At 68.4% G+C, this 16,219-nt stretch carries 15 protein-coding genes and 1 tRNA gene; 11 read left to right on the forward strand and 5 right to left on the reverse strand.

All coding sequences use genetic code 11. The features are described 5' to 3' along the window. Nucleotides 1–23 precede the first annotated feature (23 nt). The gene (locus AAHA49_RS00080; RefSeq protein WP_342036765.1) at nt 24–1,874 is read right to left on the reverse strand and encodes a hypothetical protein; all 1,851 of its coding nucleotides are present in this window, start codon (nt 1,872–1,874) and stop codon (nt 24–26) included. A gap of 117 nt (nt 1,875–1,991) precedes the next feature. Here AAHA49_RS00080 and AAHA49_RS00085 point away from each other — a divergent pair, with 117 nt between their 5' ends. Beyond that, entirely contained in the window at nt 1,992–3,209 is a 1,218-nt protein-coding gene (locus AAHA49_RS00085; protein WP_339393973.1) for a cell division protein PerM, read from the forward strand. A gap of 32 nt (nt 3,210–3,241) precedes the next feature. Here AAHA49_RS00085 and AAHA49_RS00090 read toward each other — a convergent pair whose 3' ends face one another. After that, the gene (locus AAHA49_RS00090; RefSeq protein WP_339393974.1) at nt 3,242–3,694 is read right to left on the reverse strand and encodes a hypothetical protein; all 453 of its coding nucleotides are present in this window, start codon (nt 3,692–3,694) and stop codon (nt 3,242–3,244) included. A 103-nt stretch (nt 3,695–3,797) separates the two neighbouring features. On the opposite strand from AAHA49_RS00090, the gene purN reads away from it, so the two are divergent. The 4 genes from purN (at nt 3,798) to AAHA49_RS00110 (ending at nt 6,827) form a co-directional block, all read left to right on the forward strand. Next, nucleotides 3,798–4,457, forward strand: a complete 660-nt coding sequence (gene purN, locus AAHA49_RS00095) for a phosphoribosylglycinamide formyltransferase (protein WP_339393975.1) — start codon at nt 3,798–3,800, stop codon at nt 4,455–4,457. After that, nucleotides 4,454–6,007 (forward strand): bifunctional phosphoribosylaminoimidazolecarboxamide formyltransferase/IMP cyclohydrolase, encoded by a 1,554-nt coding sequence (gene purH, locus AAHA49_RS00100; RefSeq protein ID WP_339393976.1) that lies wholly within the window; start codon nt 4,454–4,456, stop codon nt 6,005–6,007. Before purN ends, purH begins: the two co-directional genes overlap by 4 nt. A gap of 106 nt (nt 6,008–6,113) precedes the next feature. Then, a complete protein-coding gene (locus AAHA49_RS00105; protein ID WP_339393977.1) occupies nt 6,114–6,350 on the forward strand; it encodes a hypothetical protein in 237 nt (78 codons plus the stop codon). Nucleotides 6,351–6,644: 294 nt separating this feature from the next. After that, a complete protein-coding gene (locus tag AAHA49_RS00110) occupies nt 6,645–6,827 on the forward strand; it encodes an antitoxin (RefSeq protein ID WP_339393978.1) in 183 nt (60 codons plus the stop codon). Nucleotides 6,828–6,986: 159 nt separating this feature from the next. Here AAHA49_RS00110 and AAHA49_RS00115 read toward each other — a convergent pair whose 3' ends face one another. Together AAHA49_RS00115 and AAHA49_RS00120 are read right to left on the reverse strand one after the other, a co-directional pair. Next, a complete protein-coding gene (locus AAHA49_RS00115) occupies nt 6,987–9,575 on the reverse strand; it encodes a UvrD-helicase domain-containing protein (RefSeq protein WP_342036766.1) in 2,589 nt (862 codons plus the stop codon). 129 nt (nt 9,576–9,704) lie between these two features. Further along, entirely contained in the window at nt 9,705–10,121 is a 417-nt protein-coding gene (locus AAHA49_RS00120) for a hypothetical protein (RefSeq protein ID WP_342036767.1), read from the reverse strand. 64 nt (nt 10,122–10,185) lie between these two features. Between AAHA49_RS00120 and AAHA49_RS00125 the strand changes: the two genes are divergently transcribed. From AAHA49_RS00125 to pth, 6 genes are all read left to right on the forward strand, one after another. Beyond that, nucleotides 10,186–10,257, forward strand: a tRNA-Gln gene (locus AAHA49_RS00125). Nucleotides 10,258–10,292: 35 nt separating this feature from the next. Then, nucleotides 10,293–11,747 (forward strand): bifunctional UDP-N-acetylglucosamine diphosphorylase/glucosamine-1-phosphate N-acetyltransferase GlmU, encoded by a 1,455-nt coding sequence (glmU, locus tag AAHA49_RS00130; protein ID WP_339392527.1) that lies wholly within the window; start codon nt 10,293–10,295, stop codon nt 11,745–11,747. Then, nucleotides 11,744–12,715 (forward strand): ribose-phosphate diphosphokinase, encoded by a 972-nt coding sequence (locus tag AAHA49_RS00135; protein ID WP_339392526.1) that lies wholly within the window; start codon nt 11,744–11,746, stop codon nt 12,713–12,715. The genes glmU and AAHA49_RS00135 overlap by 4 nt, the downstream gene beginning before the upstream one ends. A 133-nt stretch (nt 12,716–12,848) precedes the next feature. Further along, nucleotides 12,849–13,859, forward strand: a complete 1,011-nt coding sequence (locus AAHA49_RS00140) for an alpha/beta fold hydrolase (protein WP_342036768.1) — start codon at nt 12,849–12,851, stop codon at nt 13,857–13,859. A gap of 137 nt (nt 13,860–13,996) precedes the next feature. Beyond that, complete coding sequence (locus AAHA49_RS00145; RefSeq protein ID WP_342036769.1) at nt 13,997–14,638, forward strand: 50S ribosomal protein L25/general stress protein Ctc; 642 nt, start codon at nt 13,997–13,999, stop codon at nt 14,636–14,638. Nucleotides 14,639–14,788: 150 nt separating this feature from the next. Further along, nucleotides 14,789–15,391: an aminoacyl-tRNA hydrolase gene (gene pth / locus AAHA49_RS00150; RefSeq protein ID WP_342036770.1), complete on the forward strand. Its 603-nt coding sequence runs from the start codon at nt 14,789–14,791 to the stop codon at nt 15,389–15,391. A gap of 8 nt (nt 15,392–15,399) precedes the next feature. Here pth and AAHA49_RS00155 read toward each other — a convergent pair whose 3' ends face one another. After that, nucleotides 15,400–16,122 (reverse strand): rhomboid family intramembrane serine protease, encoded by a 723-nt coding sequence (locus tag AAHA49_RS00155; RefSeq protein ID WP_342036771.1) that lies wholly within the window; start codon nt 16,120–16,122, stop codon nt 15,400–15,402. Between the last annotated feature and the right edge of the window lie 97 nt (nt 16,123–16,219).

A 16,219-nucleotide genomic window follows, 5' to 3' on the forward strand; every position in this document is an offset into this window, starting at 1 on the left:
CCGGCGATCGGTGCGGTGCGAGGTCAGAAGTCGAAGAACTCGACCGTGAGCTTGTCGCCTTCGATCTTCACACTGCCGGAGACCGACAGCGGGTTCCCGTTGGAGAAGTACGAGGATCCGCGCTGCTTGCCCTCGACGCTGAAGTCGAAGCTGCCGTTCTTCTCGGTGAAGAACGATCCGGTGCCGGGGTCACCGGTGCCGAACGACGCCTTGACCTTCGGCGACTCCTTGAGGGTCCACTTCGCGGTGTTCTTCTTCGCGAGTTCGTCGAGCTTCTTGTCCGTGCCGCCGACCGGGATCTGCGTGGGATCGAACTTGATGAACTTGCACTTGGGCTTGATGTCCTTGTTGTCGAAGCACTTCTTCAGCTCCGCATCGACCTGCTTCTGGACCTCCTTCTCGAAGTCCGGAGTGGGGGCGAGATCGAGGTTGAGCGAGAGCGGTGCGACCTGATCGCCGGTCGGCTGGTCACCGGGGGCGTACGCCTGCGGGAAGTTCGCCGCAGCCGTATCCGAGGCCTCCGAGACCCACTTGCTCGCGGGGATCGAGAACTCGTAGTTGCCCGGGTAGACCGCGAATGCCGTCGTCCCTGCCTGCGCCTGGTAGTCCGTGCCGTTGATCGTCAGACCGTCGGCGGCGGGAACGTCGAGGGAGATGACGTGGAGCGCGGGCCCGGCCAGCGACCACTTGTCGAAGAAGAGGTTCTGCTTGCCGTCCTTCTTCGCCGTGAGATCGACGTTGTAGGTCGCGCCGTCGAGCTGGTAGGTGACGGTGACCTTGCCGTTGTCACCGTCGACGCTGGAGGACTCGACCTTCGCGTTCTCGATCTTCGCCGCCGAGGCTTTGGTGAAGTTCGTCGAGAGCAGGTCGAGGTTCGTGCCCTCGGGCCGCGGTGAGGGGGCGATCTTCTCCGCCGCGGCGAAGTCGCCCTTGTTCAGGGCCGCGACGTAGTCCTCGGCGACCTTGTCCGGTCCGTAGTTGTTCTTGTTCACCGAGTTGACGACGAGGACGCCGACAAGCACGAGGACGAGGACTAGGACCACGGAGCCGAGGGCGATGAAGAGAGGGAGCTTGCCCTTCTTCTTCGGTGCCCGGGACTCCGCGCGGGTGGCCGTGGCCGCTCCGCCGGCGAATCCGGGGGCCGGTGCCGGCTGCGGAATCGCCTGGGACGAGCCGGGACCCGAGCCGGTGCGCGGACCCGAACCGGTCTGCTGCGGTCCGGACTGGTACGGGTCGTGCTGTCCCTGGTAGGGGCCGGACTGGTTCTGGTACGGGCCGTTCTGCTGCGGCCCGTTCTGCTCGGGCACGGCCGGGTAGCGGCTCGTGGCCTGCTCACCCGGGTACTGGGGCGCGCCGAACTGGTCGCCGCCGTACTGCGGTCCGCTCTGCTGGGCACCGCCCTGCTGGGGGCCGCCCTGCGGTGGCCCGTACTGCGGGCCATTCTGCTGCGGCTCGTTCTGCTGGGGTCCACCCTGCTGCGGGCCGCCGAACTGCGGGGCCGACTGGGGTCCCTGGCCGGGAGCGCCACCGGATGCCGGGGGCTGGTTCTGCGCCTGCGACTGGTTCTGCGCCTGTGACTGCGCGGAACCGGGGGCGGAGAAGGGAGGGGCGTCGCTGCCGAAGGAGCGTTCGCCGCCCTGGGCTGCGCCGTTCGGCTCGGGGGCGCCGTCGGACTGTGACGGTCCGTCCTCGCCGCGGTCGGAGGAGAACGGGCTGGGCATTGCGACGGTCTCGTCGCCGTTCGTGCTGCGCTCCGGTCCGGAACCGGAATCGCTCACCCCGTTGCCGTCGGCAGCGCTCTCGCCGCTGCCCGATCGGTTCGGAGGATCGTTCGGTGGGGGCGGAACATTCTGTTCGTCGTTCCCATTGCTCATCGCTGGCTGCTTCCTTAACTTCCGACACGCGCGTCCTGGCGCAATTGTACGTCCCAGACATGAGTTTCGCGCGGTCAATACCGCAATGTGCGCTTGTCGTCAGCGAAAATGGAAGCGATGCACACTTCTCCACCTCAGAGCGCCACCCGCCATCCCGTCCTCGTGGGCCTGGTCGAAGCCTTCCGCCTCGACCTCATCGTCGTCCCCTCGGCGTTCGTCGCAGCGACCGTCTTCTGGATCGTCGGCCTCGGTGCCCAGCTCGACTACTCGATCATCCCCGAGTGGGCGTTCGCGCTGTGGGCGCTCGTCCACGGACTGAGCGTGACGACGATCGGATTCGAGTTCTCTCTCGCCCCGAGCCTCGTCACCGTGGGCGTGTGGCTCCTGGTTTCCTCCGGAGCGACCCGGATCGTCTCGGAGCTCTCGGACGCCGAACCGCACCCCACCTCGTCGGGGGAGGAGACTCCCTGGTGGGCCACCTGCACGATGGCGCTGACCGGCTTCGCGCTGGGCTATGCGGGGCCGCTCATCGCCCTGGCGCTCATCGTCGGCACGGCCGTCGTCGATCCGTTCGGGGTGCTGCGCCTCGTCGCCCTGCTCGGCACGGCCTTCGCCTTCGGCTATGTCCGCGCCCGCGGCGTCGTCGACGTTCCCTGGCTGGGTGCGCTCGACGCCGAGGTCTGGGAGGCCGCGCGTGCCCTGGCCAAGCGCCTGCTCTTCGGCGCCCTCGCGCTCGCGGTCGTCGTCATCGGCGTCGGCCTGGCACTGCGCTGGAGCGACCTCACGGAGTCCATGGAGTCCTACAGCTCACCGTTGTCCGCGGGCATCGGGCTCATCGTCGTGCAGCTGCTCTTCGCTCCCGGTGCGCTCTTCGGTGCGCTCTCGTGGGTCGCGGGCTCCGGTGTGAGCATCGGTGCCGGGGGCCTGTCCTCGGCGTTCGTCGCGGTCACCGGGCCGGTTCCCGACGTTCCCGTCCTGCAGCTGCTCACCGGCGACTACCCCGTGTGGACGACGGCGGCACCGGTGCTTCTCGTCGTCCTCGGTCTCGGTTGCGTCGTGATCGGACGCACGCATGCCGGTCGGGTGTACGCAGCCTCATGGACGGGAGTCGGCATCGCCGCAGGTCTCATCCTCATCGCCTGCGAGACGGTGGCGCTCTTCGCCTACGGCGCGATCGGACCGCTGGGGCTCGCGGCCTTCGGACCGTCGCCGGTGTTCGCAGCGGTCGCCGTCACGGCCTGGCTGAGCCTGGGAACGGCGATCGGCCTCGTGCTCACGAAGCTCTCGCACATGCAGTACGACGAGTCGGAGTTAGCGGCACACGACGACCGCTGAGTCGGCACCGCGGAGACCTCGGGCGACGAGCCTCAGTTCGACCCGGGAAGGTTGAGGTCCTGGCCGGTGATCTGCTTGAACCACGCGCTCAGGCCCTCTTCGTAGCCGCTGGCACACGAGAGTTCGGCCTGCTGGGTGATCGCGTCGCGAACGCATTCCTCGTACTTCGTCTGGATCGGCCAGAGCACGACGGAGGACAGTGTGGAGAAGATGAGGTAGAGGCTGAGCAGTCCGCCGAGGATGCCGAGCGAGATGCTGCGCCGCTGCTTGGCTCGCACGACGGCGATGATGTAGCGGACCGACCAGACGATCGCGGCGACCGCGAAGCCGGCGGCGGCGAGCTTGAAGGGCAGCGGGTAGGTGAACGTCAGCACCGCCGCGAGGACGAGGAGGACGAGGATGAGTCCGTGCCGGGCCGGCGCGGCCTGCCTCTCCTCTTCCGGAGTCGGGGCGTTCTTCTCTTCGGTGCTGTTCGGTGACGTCACCGTTGCATTTTGTCACAGTCGACTGACAAACGCCTCGGCGGTGGTGCCGTCGGAGCCCGGTGCCGAGTCCGTGGCCCGAACCCGGCGAGGATAGAATGTCTCCGTGCGCATCGTTCTGCTGGCCTCCGGCTCAGGTACTCTCACCCAGGCCGTCATCGACGCTTTCACCGGTCCCGACATCGCCGAGGCGGATGTTGAGATCGCCGCGATCGGCTCGGACTCCCAATCGGCCGGGGTCCTCGAGAGGGCACGCACGGCCGGCATCCCCGACTTCGTCCTCGCCCCCCGCGACTGCGCCGACCGCTCCGAGTGGAACATCCGACTGCGCGAGACCGTCGCCGCCTACGCCCCCGACTGGGTCGTCTCCGCCGGGTTCATGCGCATCCTCGGGCCCGAGTTCGTCGCGGCCTTCCCCGACCGGATCATCAACACCCACCCGGCCCTGCTGCCGTCCTTCCCCGGCTCCCACGGCGTCCGCGACGCCCTCGCCCACGGAGTCAAGGTCACGGGCGGAACCATCCACCTCGTCGACTCCGGCGTCGACACGGGCCCGATCATCACGCAGTTCCCCGTCCCCGTCATCGACGGTGACACCGAGGCGAGTGTGCATGAGCGCATCAAGAAGCGGGAACGCGAGGAGGTCGTCCGGCTCTTGGGCTTCCTCGCCGTCCACGACCTCATCCTCGACGGGCGACACGTCACGGGATATCCGCCCGCCCAGACCGAACAGATCACGACCAGAACCCTCAAGGAGGACCAGTGACAGGAACCCGCGCGATCAGGCGAGCGCTCATCAGCGTCTACGACAAGACCGGACTCACGGAGCTCGCCCGCGGACTTTCGGCAGCCGGCGTCGAGATCGTCTCCACGGGATCGACGGCGTCCCGGATCGCCGAGGCCGGCGTCGACGTCACCCCGGTCGAAGAGCTCACAGGGTTCCCCGAAACCCTTGAGGGCCGGGTCAAGACCCTCCACCCGCGCGTGCATGCCGGCATCCTCGCCGACTCCCGCAAACCCGAGCATCTGGGCCAGCTCGAGGACCTCGAGATCGAGCCCTTCGACCTCGTCGTCGTCAACCTCTACCCGTTCGCGGACACCGTCGCCAGCGGTGCGGGCTTCGACGAATGCATCGAGCAGATCGACATCGGCGGTCCCTCGATGGTCAGGGCTGCGGCGAAGAACCATCCCACCGTCACCGTCGTCACCGATCCGGACGACTATGCGGCCGTGATCGAGGCGGCAGCGGGAGAGGGCTTCGACCTCGCGGCCAGGCGCGCCTTCGCCGCCCGCGCGTTCGCCCACACCGCCGCCTATGACACCGCCGTCGCCTCGTGGTTCGCCGCCGAGCTCGCCGCGCCGCAGGAGACGGAGCTGCCGGACTTCGCCGGGCTCACCGGGGTCAAGCTCGCCGACCTCCGCTACGGGGAGAACCCGCACCAGGCGGCCGCCGTCTACACCGACGGCACCCGCGGCATCGCCGGGGCGAGGCTGCTCGGCGGCAAGCCGATGTCGTACAACAACTACACGGACACCGATGCCGCGATCCGCGCCGCCTTCGACTTCGACCAGCCGGCCGTGGCGATCATCAAGCATGCCAATCCGTGCGGCATCGCCGTCGGCGAGACCGCGGCCGAGGCACACCGTGCCGCGCACGCCTCCGATCCGCTCTCGGCCTACGGCGGTGTCATCGCCGTCAACCGAGAAGTCGATGCGGAGCTCGCCGAATCGATCAGGCCGATCTTCACCGAATGCCTCGCGGCTCCCTCGTTCTCGCCCGACGCGCTCGAGATCCTCTCGGCGAAGAAGAACCTCCGCCTCATCGAACTCGGCGAGGTCGACTTCCCGGCCGAGGAGCTCACGCAGATCACCGGTGGGTTCCTCATCCAGGATCGGGACGTCTTCCAGGCCGAGGGTGACAGCCCCGAGGTGTGGACGCTGGCGGCCGGTCCCGCAGCCGACGCCGCCGTGATCGCCGATCTCGAGTTCGCCTGGAAGGCGTGCCGGGCCGTGAAGTCGAACGCGATCCTGCTCGCCAAGCACGGAGCCTCGGTGGGTGTGGGCATGGGCCAGGTCAACCGGGTCGACTCCGCGAAGCTCGCCGTCGAACGCGCCGGAGCCGAGCGCGCGGCCGGTTCCGTCGCCGCCTCCGACGCATTCTTCCCGTTCGCCGACGGACTCCAGATCCTCCTCGACGCCGGAGTCAGGGCCGTCGTCCAGCCGGGCGGATCGATCCGCGACGACGAGGTCATCGCCGCCGCCGAGGCTGCCGGCGTCTCCCTCTACCTGACCGGGAGCCGCCATTTCTTCCACTGAGCGCACCAGCACCTCCCCCCGCCATGCCCGGCGGGGGAGAGGGGCGCTCGCCAAGCGCTGGATCTACTGGAAGCGCCGCTACTCGCATCCGGACTCCAAGGACTGGGTGCTGCTGGGATGCCTGCTCGCGATCATCGTCGCGGCCGCCTGCGCGTTCATCGACTTCCGGCTCGCGGCGATCGTGCTCGCCGCCGTTCCCGCGGGGCTCGCGCTCATGCGGGCGATGCCCTCGCCGTGGGGCGAGTACTGGGTCAACCGGTCCCGCGGCGTCGACATCCTCACGTGCGTCATCTTCGCCGGACTCCTCATCCTCCTCGCCTTCGCCGTGCCGCAGTCCCGGTGAGCCCAGGTCGCAGCGGGCTCGAGTTCCCGTGAGCTCACGTCCCGGTGAGTTCACACTCCGGGGAACTCACATTCTGGGAAGCCGACCGGAGGACAGCGCAATCGCTGCGGCCGGGTCACGTGCGGGTCACTGCGCAGTCATTGCACTGTGAGGTAAGTTACCGTCCGCCGAATGAGCGTTACGTTGAGAGGTCCCTGTGAAAACCGGGCCCTCCGGTTCCCTCGCGCGCCAGAGGTGGCATCGTGGTCTGCGTCAGGAGGTCCGAGAGGACCTCTTCCGATGAAAGGAGACAGCATGGGATTTGATGACCTGACCAACAAAGCCAAGGACGCCTTGAATAGCGATAAGGGCGAAGAGCTCAGCGACCAGGGACTCGACGGCGCCTCGAACGCCGCCAACAACCTGACCGGCGGCAAGTTCGAAGACCAGATCAACCAGGGTCGCGACGGTGCCGATGGAGCCATCGGCAACGAATGACCTTCGATCCATAGCCGCGTCCGGCATGGATGAGCGCCGAGGTGAGCGATCACCTCGGAGCTTCGTCGTCTCCGGGGCACACGCGCCCTTCCGGGGGTCGCCCGAGTCCCGCGGCCGCCCGAGTCCGACGGGCCGCCCGGAGTCGAGCGACGGCCGGAGTCAGCTGAGTTTCTCGACGGGCGCGTAGCGGAGCAGGAGGCGCTTCGTGCCCGCGGATCCGAAGTCGACGACGGCGACGGTCTTGTCCCCGGTGCCGTTGACCTCGGTGACGGTGCCGAGGCCGAAGGACTCGTGTGAGACCTTCTCGCCGACGGTCACCGAGATGACCTCCCGGTTGGGTCGGATCCGGTTCGGGAAGCCCGCCGACGAGGAGCTCGAGGACCGCGAGGCGCGGGAGGACCCGGTGCTGCGTGAGGACCCGCTGCCGAAGCTTGCGCGCGATCCGTAACCGCTGCCGTAGCCGCCGCCGCTGAAGCCGCCTCCGCTGCCGAGCGCCGAGGAGAAGCTGCCTGTGCTCTCCCACTCGATGAGGTTCTCGGGGATCTCCGTGAGGAAGCGACTCGGCGGGTTGTACTGCGGCTGGCCCCACATGCTGCGCGTCTCGGCGCGCGTGACGAGCAGGCGCTGCCTGGCCCGGGTGAGACCGACGTAGGCGAGCCGGCGCTCCTCGGAGAGTTCGCTCGGGTTCTCGAACGATCGGGCGTGCGGGAAGCCGCCGTCCTCGAGTCCGGTGAGGAAGACGACGGGGAACTCGAGGCCCTTCGCGGTGTGCAGGGTCATGAGGGTGACCTGGCCGAGTTCGGCGTCGGGGATCTGGTCGGTGTCCGAGGCCAGTGCCACCTGTTCGAGGAACGCATCGATCGTCGCCTCGCCCGCGCCTGCTTCCACCGGCTCGGCCTCCGTCGGCTCGGCCTCGGACGGTTCGGCGTCGGCGGTTGCAGCGTCCGACCCGGCCGCGGCGCCCGACCCCGACTCAGCGCCCGCCCCCGAGTCAGCGTCCGACTGCGAGTCAGCGTCCGACTGCGAGCCAGCGTCCGACTGCGAGCCAGCGTCCGACTGCGAGCCAGCGTCCGCCCCCGACTCGACGACCGCCTCGGTGCCCGCCTCGGCGGGGACTGCCGCACGGGTGGCGACGAAGTCCTCGGCGACGGCGACGAGCTCGGCGAGGTTGTCCACCCGGGACTCGTCCTGCGGGTCCGTGCTCTTCTGCAGGGACTCGAGGTAGCCGCTCTGCTCGAGGATCGCCTCGATGACCCGGGAGACGGGAGCCGCCTCGGCGGTCTGGCCGAGGTCCTTGAGGAGATCGGCGAACTTCTTCACCGCGGACTGGGCACGCGCGGGCAGGTGCGGGATCTCGTCGAGACGGTCGAGGGCGGCGGAGAAGCTGATGCCCTCCCGGTCGGCGAAATCGGCGATGATGCCCTCCGTGCGATCCCCGATCGAGCGTTTGGGCACGTTGAGGATGCGGCGGAGGTTGACGTCGTCGGCGGGATTGGCGATGACGCGCAGGTACGCGAGCGCGTCCTTGATCTCCTTGCGCTCATAGAACCGGGTGCCGCCGACGACCTTGTACGGGATGCCCGAGCGCACGAGCGCGTCCTCGATCGCCCGGGACTGCGCGTTCGTGCGGTAGAAGACGGCGAAGTCCCCATACGTGTACTTCTCCTCGTCGATGAGCTCGTCGATGCGGTCGACGACGAAACGGGCCTCGGCCTGCTCGTTCTCCGCGACCCAGCCGACGATCGGCTTCCCGCCGCCCTCGGAGGTCCACAGGCGCTTGTCCTTGCGGTCCTGGTTGTTCGCGATCACCGCGTTCGCGGCGTCGAGGATGTTCTGCGTCGACCGGTAGTTCTGCTCGAGGAGGACGACCTCGGCGGCGGGGAAGTCCTGTTCGAACTCGACGATGTTGCGCACCGTCGCCCCGCGGAAGGCGTAGATCGACTGGTCGGCGTCGCCGACGACCGTGAGCTCGGCCCCGTTCGCCCCGCCCGCCCCGTCACCGGCGAGTGCGCGGATGAGCGCGTACTGTGCGGGGTTCGTGTCCTGGTACTCGTCGACGAGGATGTGGCGGAACCGGCGCCGGTAGTGGTCGGCGACCTCGGGGAAGGCCCCGAAGAGGTGGACGGTCTCGGCGATGAGGTCGTCGAAGTCGAAGGCGTTGGCCAGCCGCAGACGCGCGGTGTAGCGGCGGAAGACGTCGGCGAGCACCTCGTCGGCGGGATTGTTGGGCCGGGGGACGAAGTCGTCGGCGGTGAGCAGCTCGTTCTTGAGGTTCGAGATCCGGTGGAGCATCGCCCGGGGAGCGTACTTCTTCGAATCGAGGCCGAGCTCCTTGAGGATCTGCGCGACGAGGCGCTGGGCGTCCTGGGCGTCGTAGATCGTGAAGTTCGACTTCATCCCCAGAGTCTTCGCCTCCCGGCGGAGGATGCGCACGCATGAGGAGTGGAACGTCGAGACCCACATCGACCGGGAGGCGGGACCGACGATCGCGGAGACGCGTTCGGCCATCTCCTTCGCCGCCTTGTTCGTGAAGGTGATCGCGAGCACCTCGCCCGGATGCGCCCGCCCCGTGGCCAGGGCGTAGGCGATGCGGCGGGTGAGCACCGTGGTCTTGCCGGAGCCGGCTCCGGCGACGATGAGCAGGGGGGAGCCCGTGTGGACGACGGCCTCGCGCTGGCGGGGGTTGAGGCCCGCGAGGAGGTCGTCGGCGTGGGAGTCGGCGGTCGTGTTCTCAGCTGCAGCAGTCATGTCGGTGACAACGATACCGCCCGCCCCTGACACACGATGAGTGCAGCACTGCTGTCAGCAACCCTCCGGGCGCTGAGCCACCCTGCGCAGGGTTGCCGAGCGCCCGGAGGGTTGCCGAGAGGGGCAGGGTCAGCGGACGAAGACCGCGACGAGGACGTTGAGGATCGCGAAGGCGAAGGTGAGGTGCGCCATCGTCGCCGAGGGGTTCTTCGTCGCCGTGACGATTCCGGACCCTGCGGCCCCCGCCGAGGCGCTTCCTGCCTCGAGTTCGGCCGTGAACCGCTTCTGCTGCCGGTTGCCGATGAAGGCGAAGACGGTGACGAGGATCGCGACGATCAGCTTGATGCCGATCTTCATGTGGTTGACCTGGCCGTCGCCCATCTCGGCGAGTCCGACGAGGAGGAGACCGGTGACGAGCTGGAGGTACGAGGCGTGGAGCATTCCCGGCAGCACGCGAGGGGAGCGGATGACCGTGAAATAGCCTCCCACGATGATCGCCATGCCGATAAGATGAAGGGTGAGGAGAACCTCGCGCAGAATTTCCATACCGTTCATCGTAATGGCATGATGGGTGTTCGTGAGCGCGGGCCCTATGACTGGCGCACGCTGTTCCGCCCTGGTGTAATGGCAGCACGCCGGCCTTTGGAGCCGTGCAGTATAGGTTCGAATCCTATGGGCGGAGCTGGCCCCATCCGACTTGCGAAGGATTCTTTTCACATGCCGCAGATCCGTCCCACTGCCGTCATCGTCCTGGCCGCCGGTCAGGGCACTCGCATGAAGTCGGCACTGCCGAAGGTGATGCACCCCATCGGCGGACGCTCCCTCCTCCACCACGCGATCGCCGCGGCTGAGGGCACCGCACCCGATCACCTCGTCGTCGTCGTCCGTCATGAGCGCGACCAGCTCGTCGCCCACCTCGACGACCTCTCCATCACCTCCACGCGCACCGTCCTCGTCGCCGACCAGGATGAGGTCCCGGGTACCGGGCGCGCCACGGAATGCGCGCTCACCCAGCTGCCCGCCGAGCTCGCCGGCACCGTGGTCGTCACCTACGGCGACGTCCCGCTGCTGACGACGGAGACGATCAACGGCCTCGTCGAGGTCCATGAGGGCGAAGGCAACGCCGTGACCGTGCTCTCCGCCGAGGTGGACGACCCCACCGGGTACGGACGCATCGTCCGCGACGGGGCGGGCAACCTCCTGCGCATCGTCGAGCAGAAGGACGCCACCGAGGCCGAAGCGGCCATCCACGAGATCAACTCCGGCATCTACGCCTTCGACGCGACCGCCCTGCGCACCGGGCTTGCGGCCCTGACCACGGACAACGCTCAGGGGGAGAAGTACCTCACCGACGTCGTCGGCGTCTCCCACGATGCGGGCCTGCCGGTGGCCGCGACCGCGACCGACGACCTCTGGCAGGTCGAGGGCGCCAACGACCGCGTGCAGCTCGCCCAGCTGGGCAAGGAGCTCAACCGCCGCACGTGCGAGAAGTGGATGCGCGCGGGGGTGACGATCATCGACCCGGACACGACGTGGATCGACGTCGACGTCTCCCTCGGCGCCGACGTCACCCTCCTGCCCGGTGTGCAGCTGCTCGGGGCCACCGACATCGGCGACCGTGCCGTCGTCGGACCCGATTCGACGCTCAAGGACACCGAGGTCGGTGCCGGCGCCCAGGTCGTGCGCACCCACTCGGAGCTCGCGATCATCGGCCCCGACGCCTCGGTGGGGCCCTTCGCCTACCTGCGTCCGGGCACGAAGCTCGGGGCCGCAGGCAAGATCGGCACGTTCGTCGAGACGAAGAACTCCGACATCGGCGCCGGCGCGAAGGTGCCGCACCTGTCCTACGTCGGCGATGCGGAGATCGGGGAGGGCACGAACATCGGCGCCGCCTCGGTGTTCGTCAACTACGATGGTGTCGCCAAACACCGCACCACGATCGGCAAGCACGCGCGGATGGGCTCGGACAACATGTACGTCGCCCCCGTCACGGTGGGCGACGGCGCCTACTCGGGCGCCGGGACCGTGGTGCGCAAGGATGTCCCTGCAGGAGCGCTCGCCATCACCGTGGCACCGCAGCGCAACCTGGAGGGCTGGGTCGAAGCCAACCGCCCCGGCACGCCTGCAGCGCAGGCCGCCGAGGCCGCATCCGAGGGGAAGACGGATCAGTGAACGAGATAACGACGGCGGGCGACAAGAAGCTCGTCCTGGTCAGCGGACGGGCCAATCCCGAACTCGCTGAGCAGGTGGCGGAGAATCTGGGCACGGAGCTCCTGCCCACCGACATCTACAACTTCGCCAACGGCGAGATCTACGTCCGGTTCTCCGAGTCGGTGCGCGGCTGCGACGTCTTCGTCCTCCAGTCCCACAGCGCGCCCATCAACGAATGGCTCATGGAGCAGCTGATCATGGTCGACGCCCTCAAACGGGCCTCGGCGAAGCGGATCACCGTCATCGCTCCCTTCTTCCCCTACGCCCGTCAGGACAAGAAGCACCGCGGCCGTGAGCCCATCTCCGCCCGCCTCGTCGCCGACCTCTACAAGACCGCCGGCGCCGACCGGATCATCACCGTCGACCTCCACACCGCGCAGATCCAGGGGTACTTCGACGGACCCGTCGACCACCTCATCGCGATGCCGATCCTCGCCGGCTACGTCAAGGACAACTACCCGGGCGACCTCGCCGTCGTCTCACCCGACGCCGGACGCATCAAGGTCGCCGAGAACTGGTCGAACGCGCTCGGCGGAGTGCCACTGGCCTTCATCCACAAGACCCGCGACATCACCCGACCGAACGAGACGAAGGCCAACCGTGTCGTCGGCGAGGTCGAAGGTCGCACGTGCGTGCTCGTCGACGACATGATCGACACCGGCGGCACGATCGTCCAGGCCGCCGATGCGTGCATGGCCGCTGGGGCGAAGAGCGTCATCGTCGTCTCCACCCACGCCGTGTTCTCCGGTCCCGCCGTCGAGCGCCTGTCGAACTCCGTGGCCGAAGAGGTCATCGTCACCAACACCCTGCCGCTGACCGAGGACAAGATCTTCGACAAGCTCACGGTGCTCTCGATCGCCCCGCTCATCGCCCGCGCCGTCCACGAGGTCTTCGAAGACGGATCGGTCACCAGCCTCTTCGAGGTCTGAGCCGCAACCGCCTCCCGCCTGCCGGAGCAGCTCCGGCCCGACGAACCCCCGCCTTCGGGCGGGGGTTCGCTCTACACTGGAGGCAGCGTCGGAAACGGCGTCAGAGCCACGGCCGAGCGAAGGGACTGCGACGATGTCGACGCACGATTACAACCGCTACCGGGTGGGCGTCGCCGGAGGTGAGCTCTCCGTCGGAGTGTGGGAGCCGGTTTCGGCCGAACCCGGCCCCGTGCCCACCGTGTGCGTCATCCACGGCATCACCTCGAACCATCTCTTCTTCGCAGGCCTCGTCCCGCTGCTGCCGGGCGTGCGCATCATCGGACCCGACCTGCGCGGGCGCGCGGACTCCCGGCTGCTGCCCGGACCCTTCGGCATGGTCGCGCACGCCGAGGATGTGCTCAGGGCCATCGAGACGTTCTCTGATTCGGGCGTCGTCACCCTCGCCGGGCATTCGATGGGCGGTTTCGTCGCCATGACCCTGGCCGGCCTGCCCGCCGCGATCGGCGCCGCCGACGTCGACTCCGACACCGAGGCGACCGTGCGCTTCCGCGGACCCGTCCTCATCGACGGGGGCCTTCCCCTCGCCGTGCCGGGGACCGCGGACGAGGATCTCAACGCCGCGCTCGACACCGACGACCTCATCGCCGCGGTGCTCGGTCCCGCCGCCGAACGGCTGTCGATGAGCTTCGCGACCGTCGAGGAGTACCTCGCCTTCTTCGCCGCCCACCCGGCCTTCGCCGACGGCCTCGACACGGTCGCGACCGAGAGCTTCGTCTACGACCTCGCCGCGAAGGACGACGACAGCTTCCAGCCGTCCACCTCGGTGGCTGCGATGCAGGAGGACTCCGCGGACATGTACACCGGCACCGCCTACCCGGCCGCACTCGAGGCGGTCATGGGCGATGCCGAACGGCAGGGCGACGTCGCCTTCCTCTTCGCCGAACGCGACCTCCTCGCCGCCGAACCCGGGCTCTACCCGCCGGGGCTCGTCGCCGAGTACCGCAGGCGGTGGCCCGAGATGGACACCGTCGAGGTCCTCGGCACGAACCACTACGACATCCTGCTCACCGAGGAGGGCATCCAGGCCTGCGCCGAGGCGGTGACCGCACGACTTGGCCCGGTCGAGGACGGTGCCGTAGAATAGTCGGGTTGCCTCGGCGAGGGAGACGCCAGTCTCCGTGATCGACGCGGTCCTGACCCACTGAGGTGCGCCCACGCGCACCCGGTGATGTCTCAGACTGTTTCGCCGTGGTGCAGACTAACACCACGAAGGAGAGAAACATGGCTGACTTCAAGCTCATCGCAGAACCCCGTGACGAATTCGGCAAGGGCGCTGCCCGCCGCATCCGCCGCGCCGGTCGCGTCCCCGCCGTCGTCTACGGTCACGGCGGAGATCCCGTGCACATCTCGCTCGAGGGACACGCCACGATGATGGCCCTCAAGCACGCCAACGCGCTGCTCGAGATCGAGAGCACCGACGGCTCGAAGAACGTCCTCGCGATCGCCCGCGACGTCCAGATCGAGCCCGTGCGCCGTGAGATCGAGCACCTCGACCTCATCATCGTCAAGCGCGGCGAGAAGATCGAGGTCGACGTCCCCGTCCACGTCGTCGGCGACGCCGCCCCCGGCACCATGGTCTCGCAGGTCGAGTCGACCCTCTCGGTCCTCGCCGACGCGACCAAGCTGCCCGAGGGCTTCGAGGTCACCGTCGAGGGCCGCCCGGCCGGTGAGCACATCCTCGCCGGACAGGTCGAGCTGCCCGCCGGCGTCGAGCTCGTCGCCGACCCCGAGCTGCTCGTCGTCAACATCTCCGAAGAGGTCGAGATGGACACCGAGTCCGATGCGGACGAGACCGCTGAGGAAGAGACCACCGAAGAGGGCGCAGCCGACGAGGCCGAGTCCGAGGGCTCCGACGAGGAGTGACCTCAGATAAGCGTGAGAGCGCATCGATCCCCGACTGAGTCGAGGTTCGAATGACCCGATCGGCGGGCCGCCAGCATGGCGGTCCGCCGATCTGTCTATCCTGGTGAACCGGGCCCGCAGCGAGCGGGGGAGAGAGATGAGAGGGCGGCGATGAGCAGCGAGGCGTGGTTGGTGTTCGGACTCGGCAATCCGGGGCCGAAGTACGAGGCGACCCGACACAACATCGGACAGATGGTCGTCGCCGAACTCGCCTCCCGGATGGGCATCACCCTCTCGCGGACGAAGCTGCGCGCGAACGTCGGCACCGGGCGTCTGTCGCACGGACCGGTTCCGGGACTGCCCGGGCCCCGGGTCGTGCTCGCCACCTCGACGGGGTACATGAACGAGACGGGAGGGCCGCTCAAGCAGGTCGCCGACTTCTACGGCATCGGCCCCGACCGCATCATCACCGTCCACGACGATGTCGACATCCCCTTCGACACGATCAAGGCAAAGGTCGGCGGGGGAGAAGGCGGGCACAACGGCCTGCGGTCGACCACCTCGGCGCTGGGGACGAAGGACTACGTGCGCATCCGGGTGGGGGTCGGACGTCCGGCCGGTCGCCAGGACACCGCGGACTTCGTGCTCAGCCCGTTCGCGAAGGCGGAGCGGGAGACCCTGCCGATCCTCGTCTCAGACGCCGCCGACGCCGTCGAGATGTGCATCGTCGAGGGCCTCGAGCCCGTGCAGGCGAAGTTCCACGCCCGCAGCTGACGTCGCGATCAGCTCTCGACGCGGGCCCGCGATCCGCGCCTGCGGTGGATGAGCCACGCCGCGAGGACGCCGCCGACGAAGCCGAAGAGGTGACCCTGCCAGGACACCCCGTTGGCCTGGGGGAACATGCCGAAGACGAGGGAGGCGCCGTAGGTGACGAAGACGAAGAGGCCGATCGCGAAGTAGATGATCTTCCGCAGCACATCCTCGGTGAACCATGTGCGCACGGCAAGGTAGCCGAAGTAGCCGAACACGATGCCCGACGCACCGACGATGTAGTGGCCGGGCATCGTCGTCAACCAGGCTCCGAGGCCCGCGACGAGCGCGACGATCCCGGTGACCAGCCAGAACCGGCGGGCGCCCTCGGCGGCGATGAAGAGGCCGAGGATGAGGAACGGGAACGTGTTGGCCAGGAGATGGCCGAAGCCGGCGTGGAGCAGTGGGGAGGTGACGATCCCGTAGAGGGAGAGCGGGTTCCACGACTGGAGGCCGAGCAGGTCGAGGTCGGCGGGGACGATCGCATCGACGATCTCGATGATCCACATGACCGCGAGCAGGATGAAGACCGGGGCGAAGCGGGAGAGTCCGCCGCCTTGGCCGAGGGCCGTGCGCATGCGCTCGCGCATGCTCGTGGGAGTGCCCGTCTGGGCGGAGGCGAGGTTGGGGGATTGGGGGCCGAAGAGGACGCGGGATTCCTCGGCGGTGAAGCGGGGGGAGTTCTTCGAGCTCATGCTCCGATTATCGGCCACGAACTTTGGAGAAAGCCCAGAGACGCGGTGCCGTGACCGTTTCGTGAGGGAGCGCCGAGGCGGCTTCGGGACCGAGTGT

The organism is Brevibacterium ammoniilyticum (genome assembly GCF_038429965.1).
In the GTDB taxonomy this organism is placed as follows: domain Bacteria; phylum Actinomycetota; class Actinomycetes; order Actinomycetales; family Brevibacteriaceae; genus Brevibacterium; species Brevibacterium ammoniilyticum.

Excerpts from the sequence above, each read along its gene's own strand:
- AAHA49_RS00080 (WP_342036765.1), bottom strand. The coding sequence starts at position 1,874 with ATGAGCAATGGGAACGACGAACAGAATGTTCCGCCCCCACCGAACGAT.
- AAHA49_RS00085 (WP_339393973.1), top strand. The coding sequence starts at position 1,992 with ATGCACACTTCTCCACCTCAGAGCGCCACCCGCCATCCCGTCCTCGTG.
- AAHA49_RS00110 (WP_339393978.1), top strand. The coding sequence starts at position 6,645 with ATGGGATTTGATGACCTGACCAACAAAGCCAAGGACGCCTTGAATAGC.
- AAHA49_RS00115 (WP_342036766.1), bottom strand. The coding sequence starts at position 9,575 with ATGACTGCTGCAGCTGAGAACACGACCGCCGACTCCCACGCCGACGAC.
- AAHA49_RS00120 (WP_342036767.1), bottom strand. The coding sequence starts at position 10,121 with ATGGAAATTCTGCGCGAGGTTCTCCTCACCCTTCATCTTATCGGCATG.
- glmU (WP_339392527.1), top strand. The coding sequence starts at position 10,293 with ATGCCGCAGATCCGTCCCACTGCCGTCATCGTCCTGGCCGCCGGTCAG.
- AAHA49_RS00140 (WP_342036768.1), top strand. The coding sequence starts at position 12,849 with ATGTCGACGCACGATTACAACCGCTACCGGGTGGGCGTCGCCGGAGGT.
- AAHA49_RS00145 (WP_342036769.1), top strand. The coding sequence starts at position 13,997 with ATGGCTGACTTCAAGCTCATCGCAGAACCCCGTGACGAATTCGGCAAG.
- pth (WP_342036770.1), top strand. The coding sequence starts at position 14,789 with ATGAGCAGCGAGGCGTGGTTGGTGTTCGGACTCGGCAATCCGGGGCCG.
- AAHA49_RS00155 (WP_342036771.1), bottom strand. The coding sequence starts at position 16,122 with ATGAGCTCGAAGAACTCCCCCCGCTTCACCGCCGAGGAATCCCGCGTC.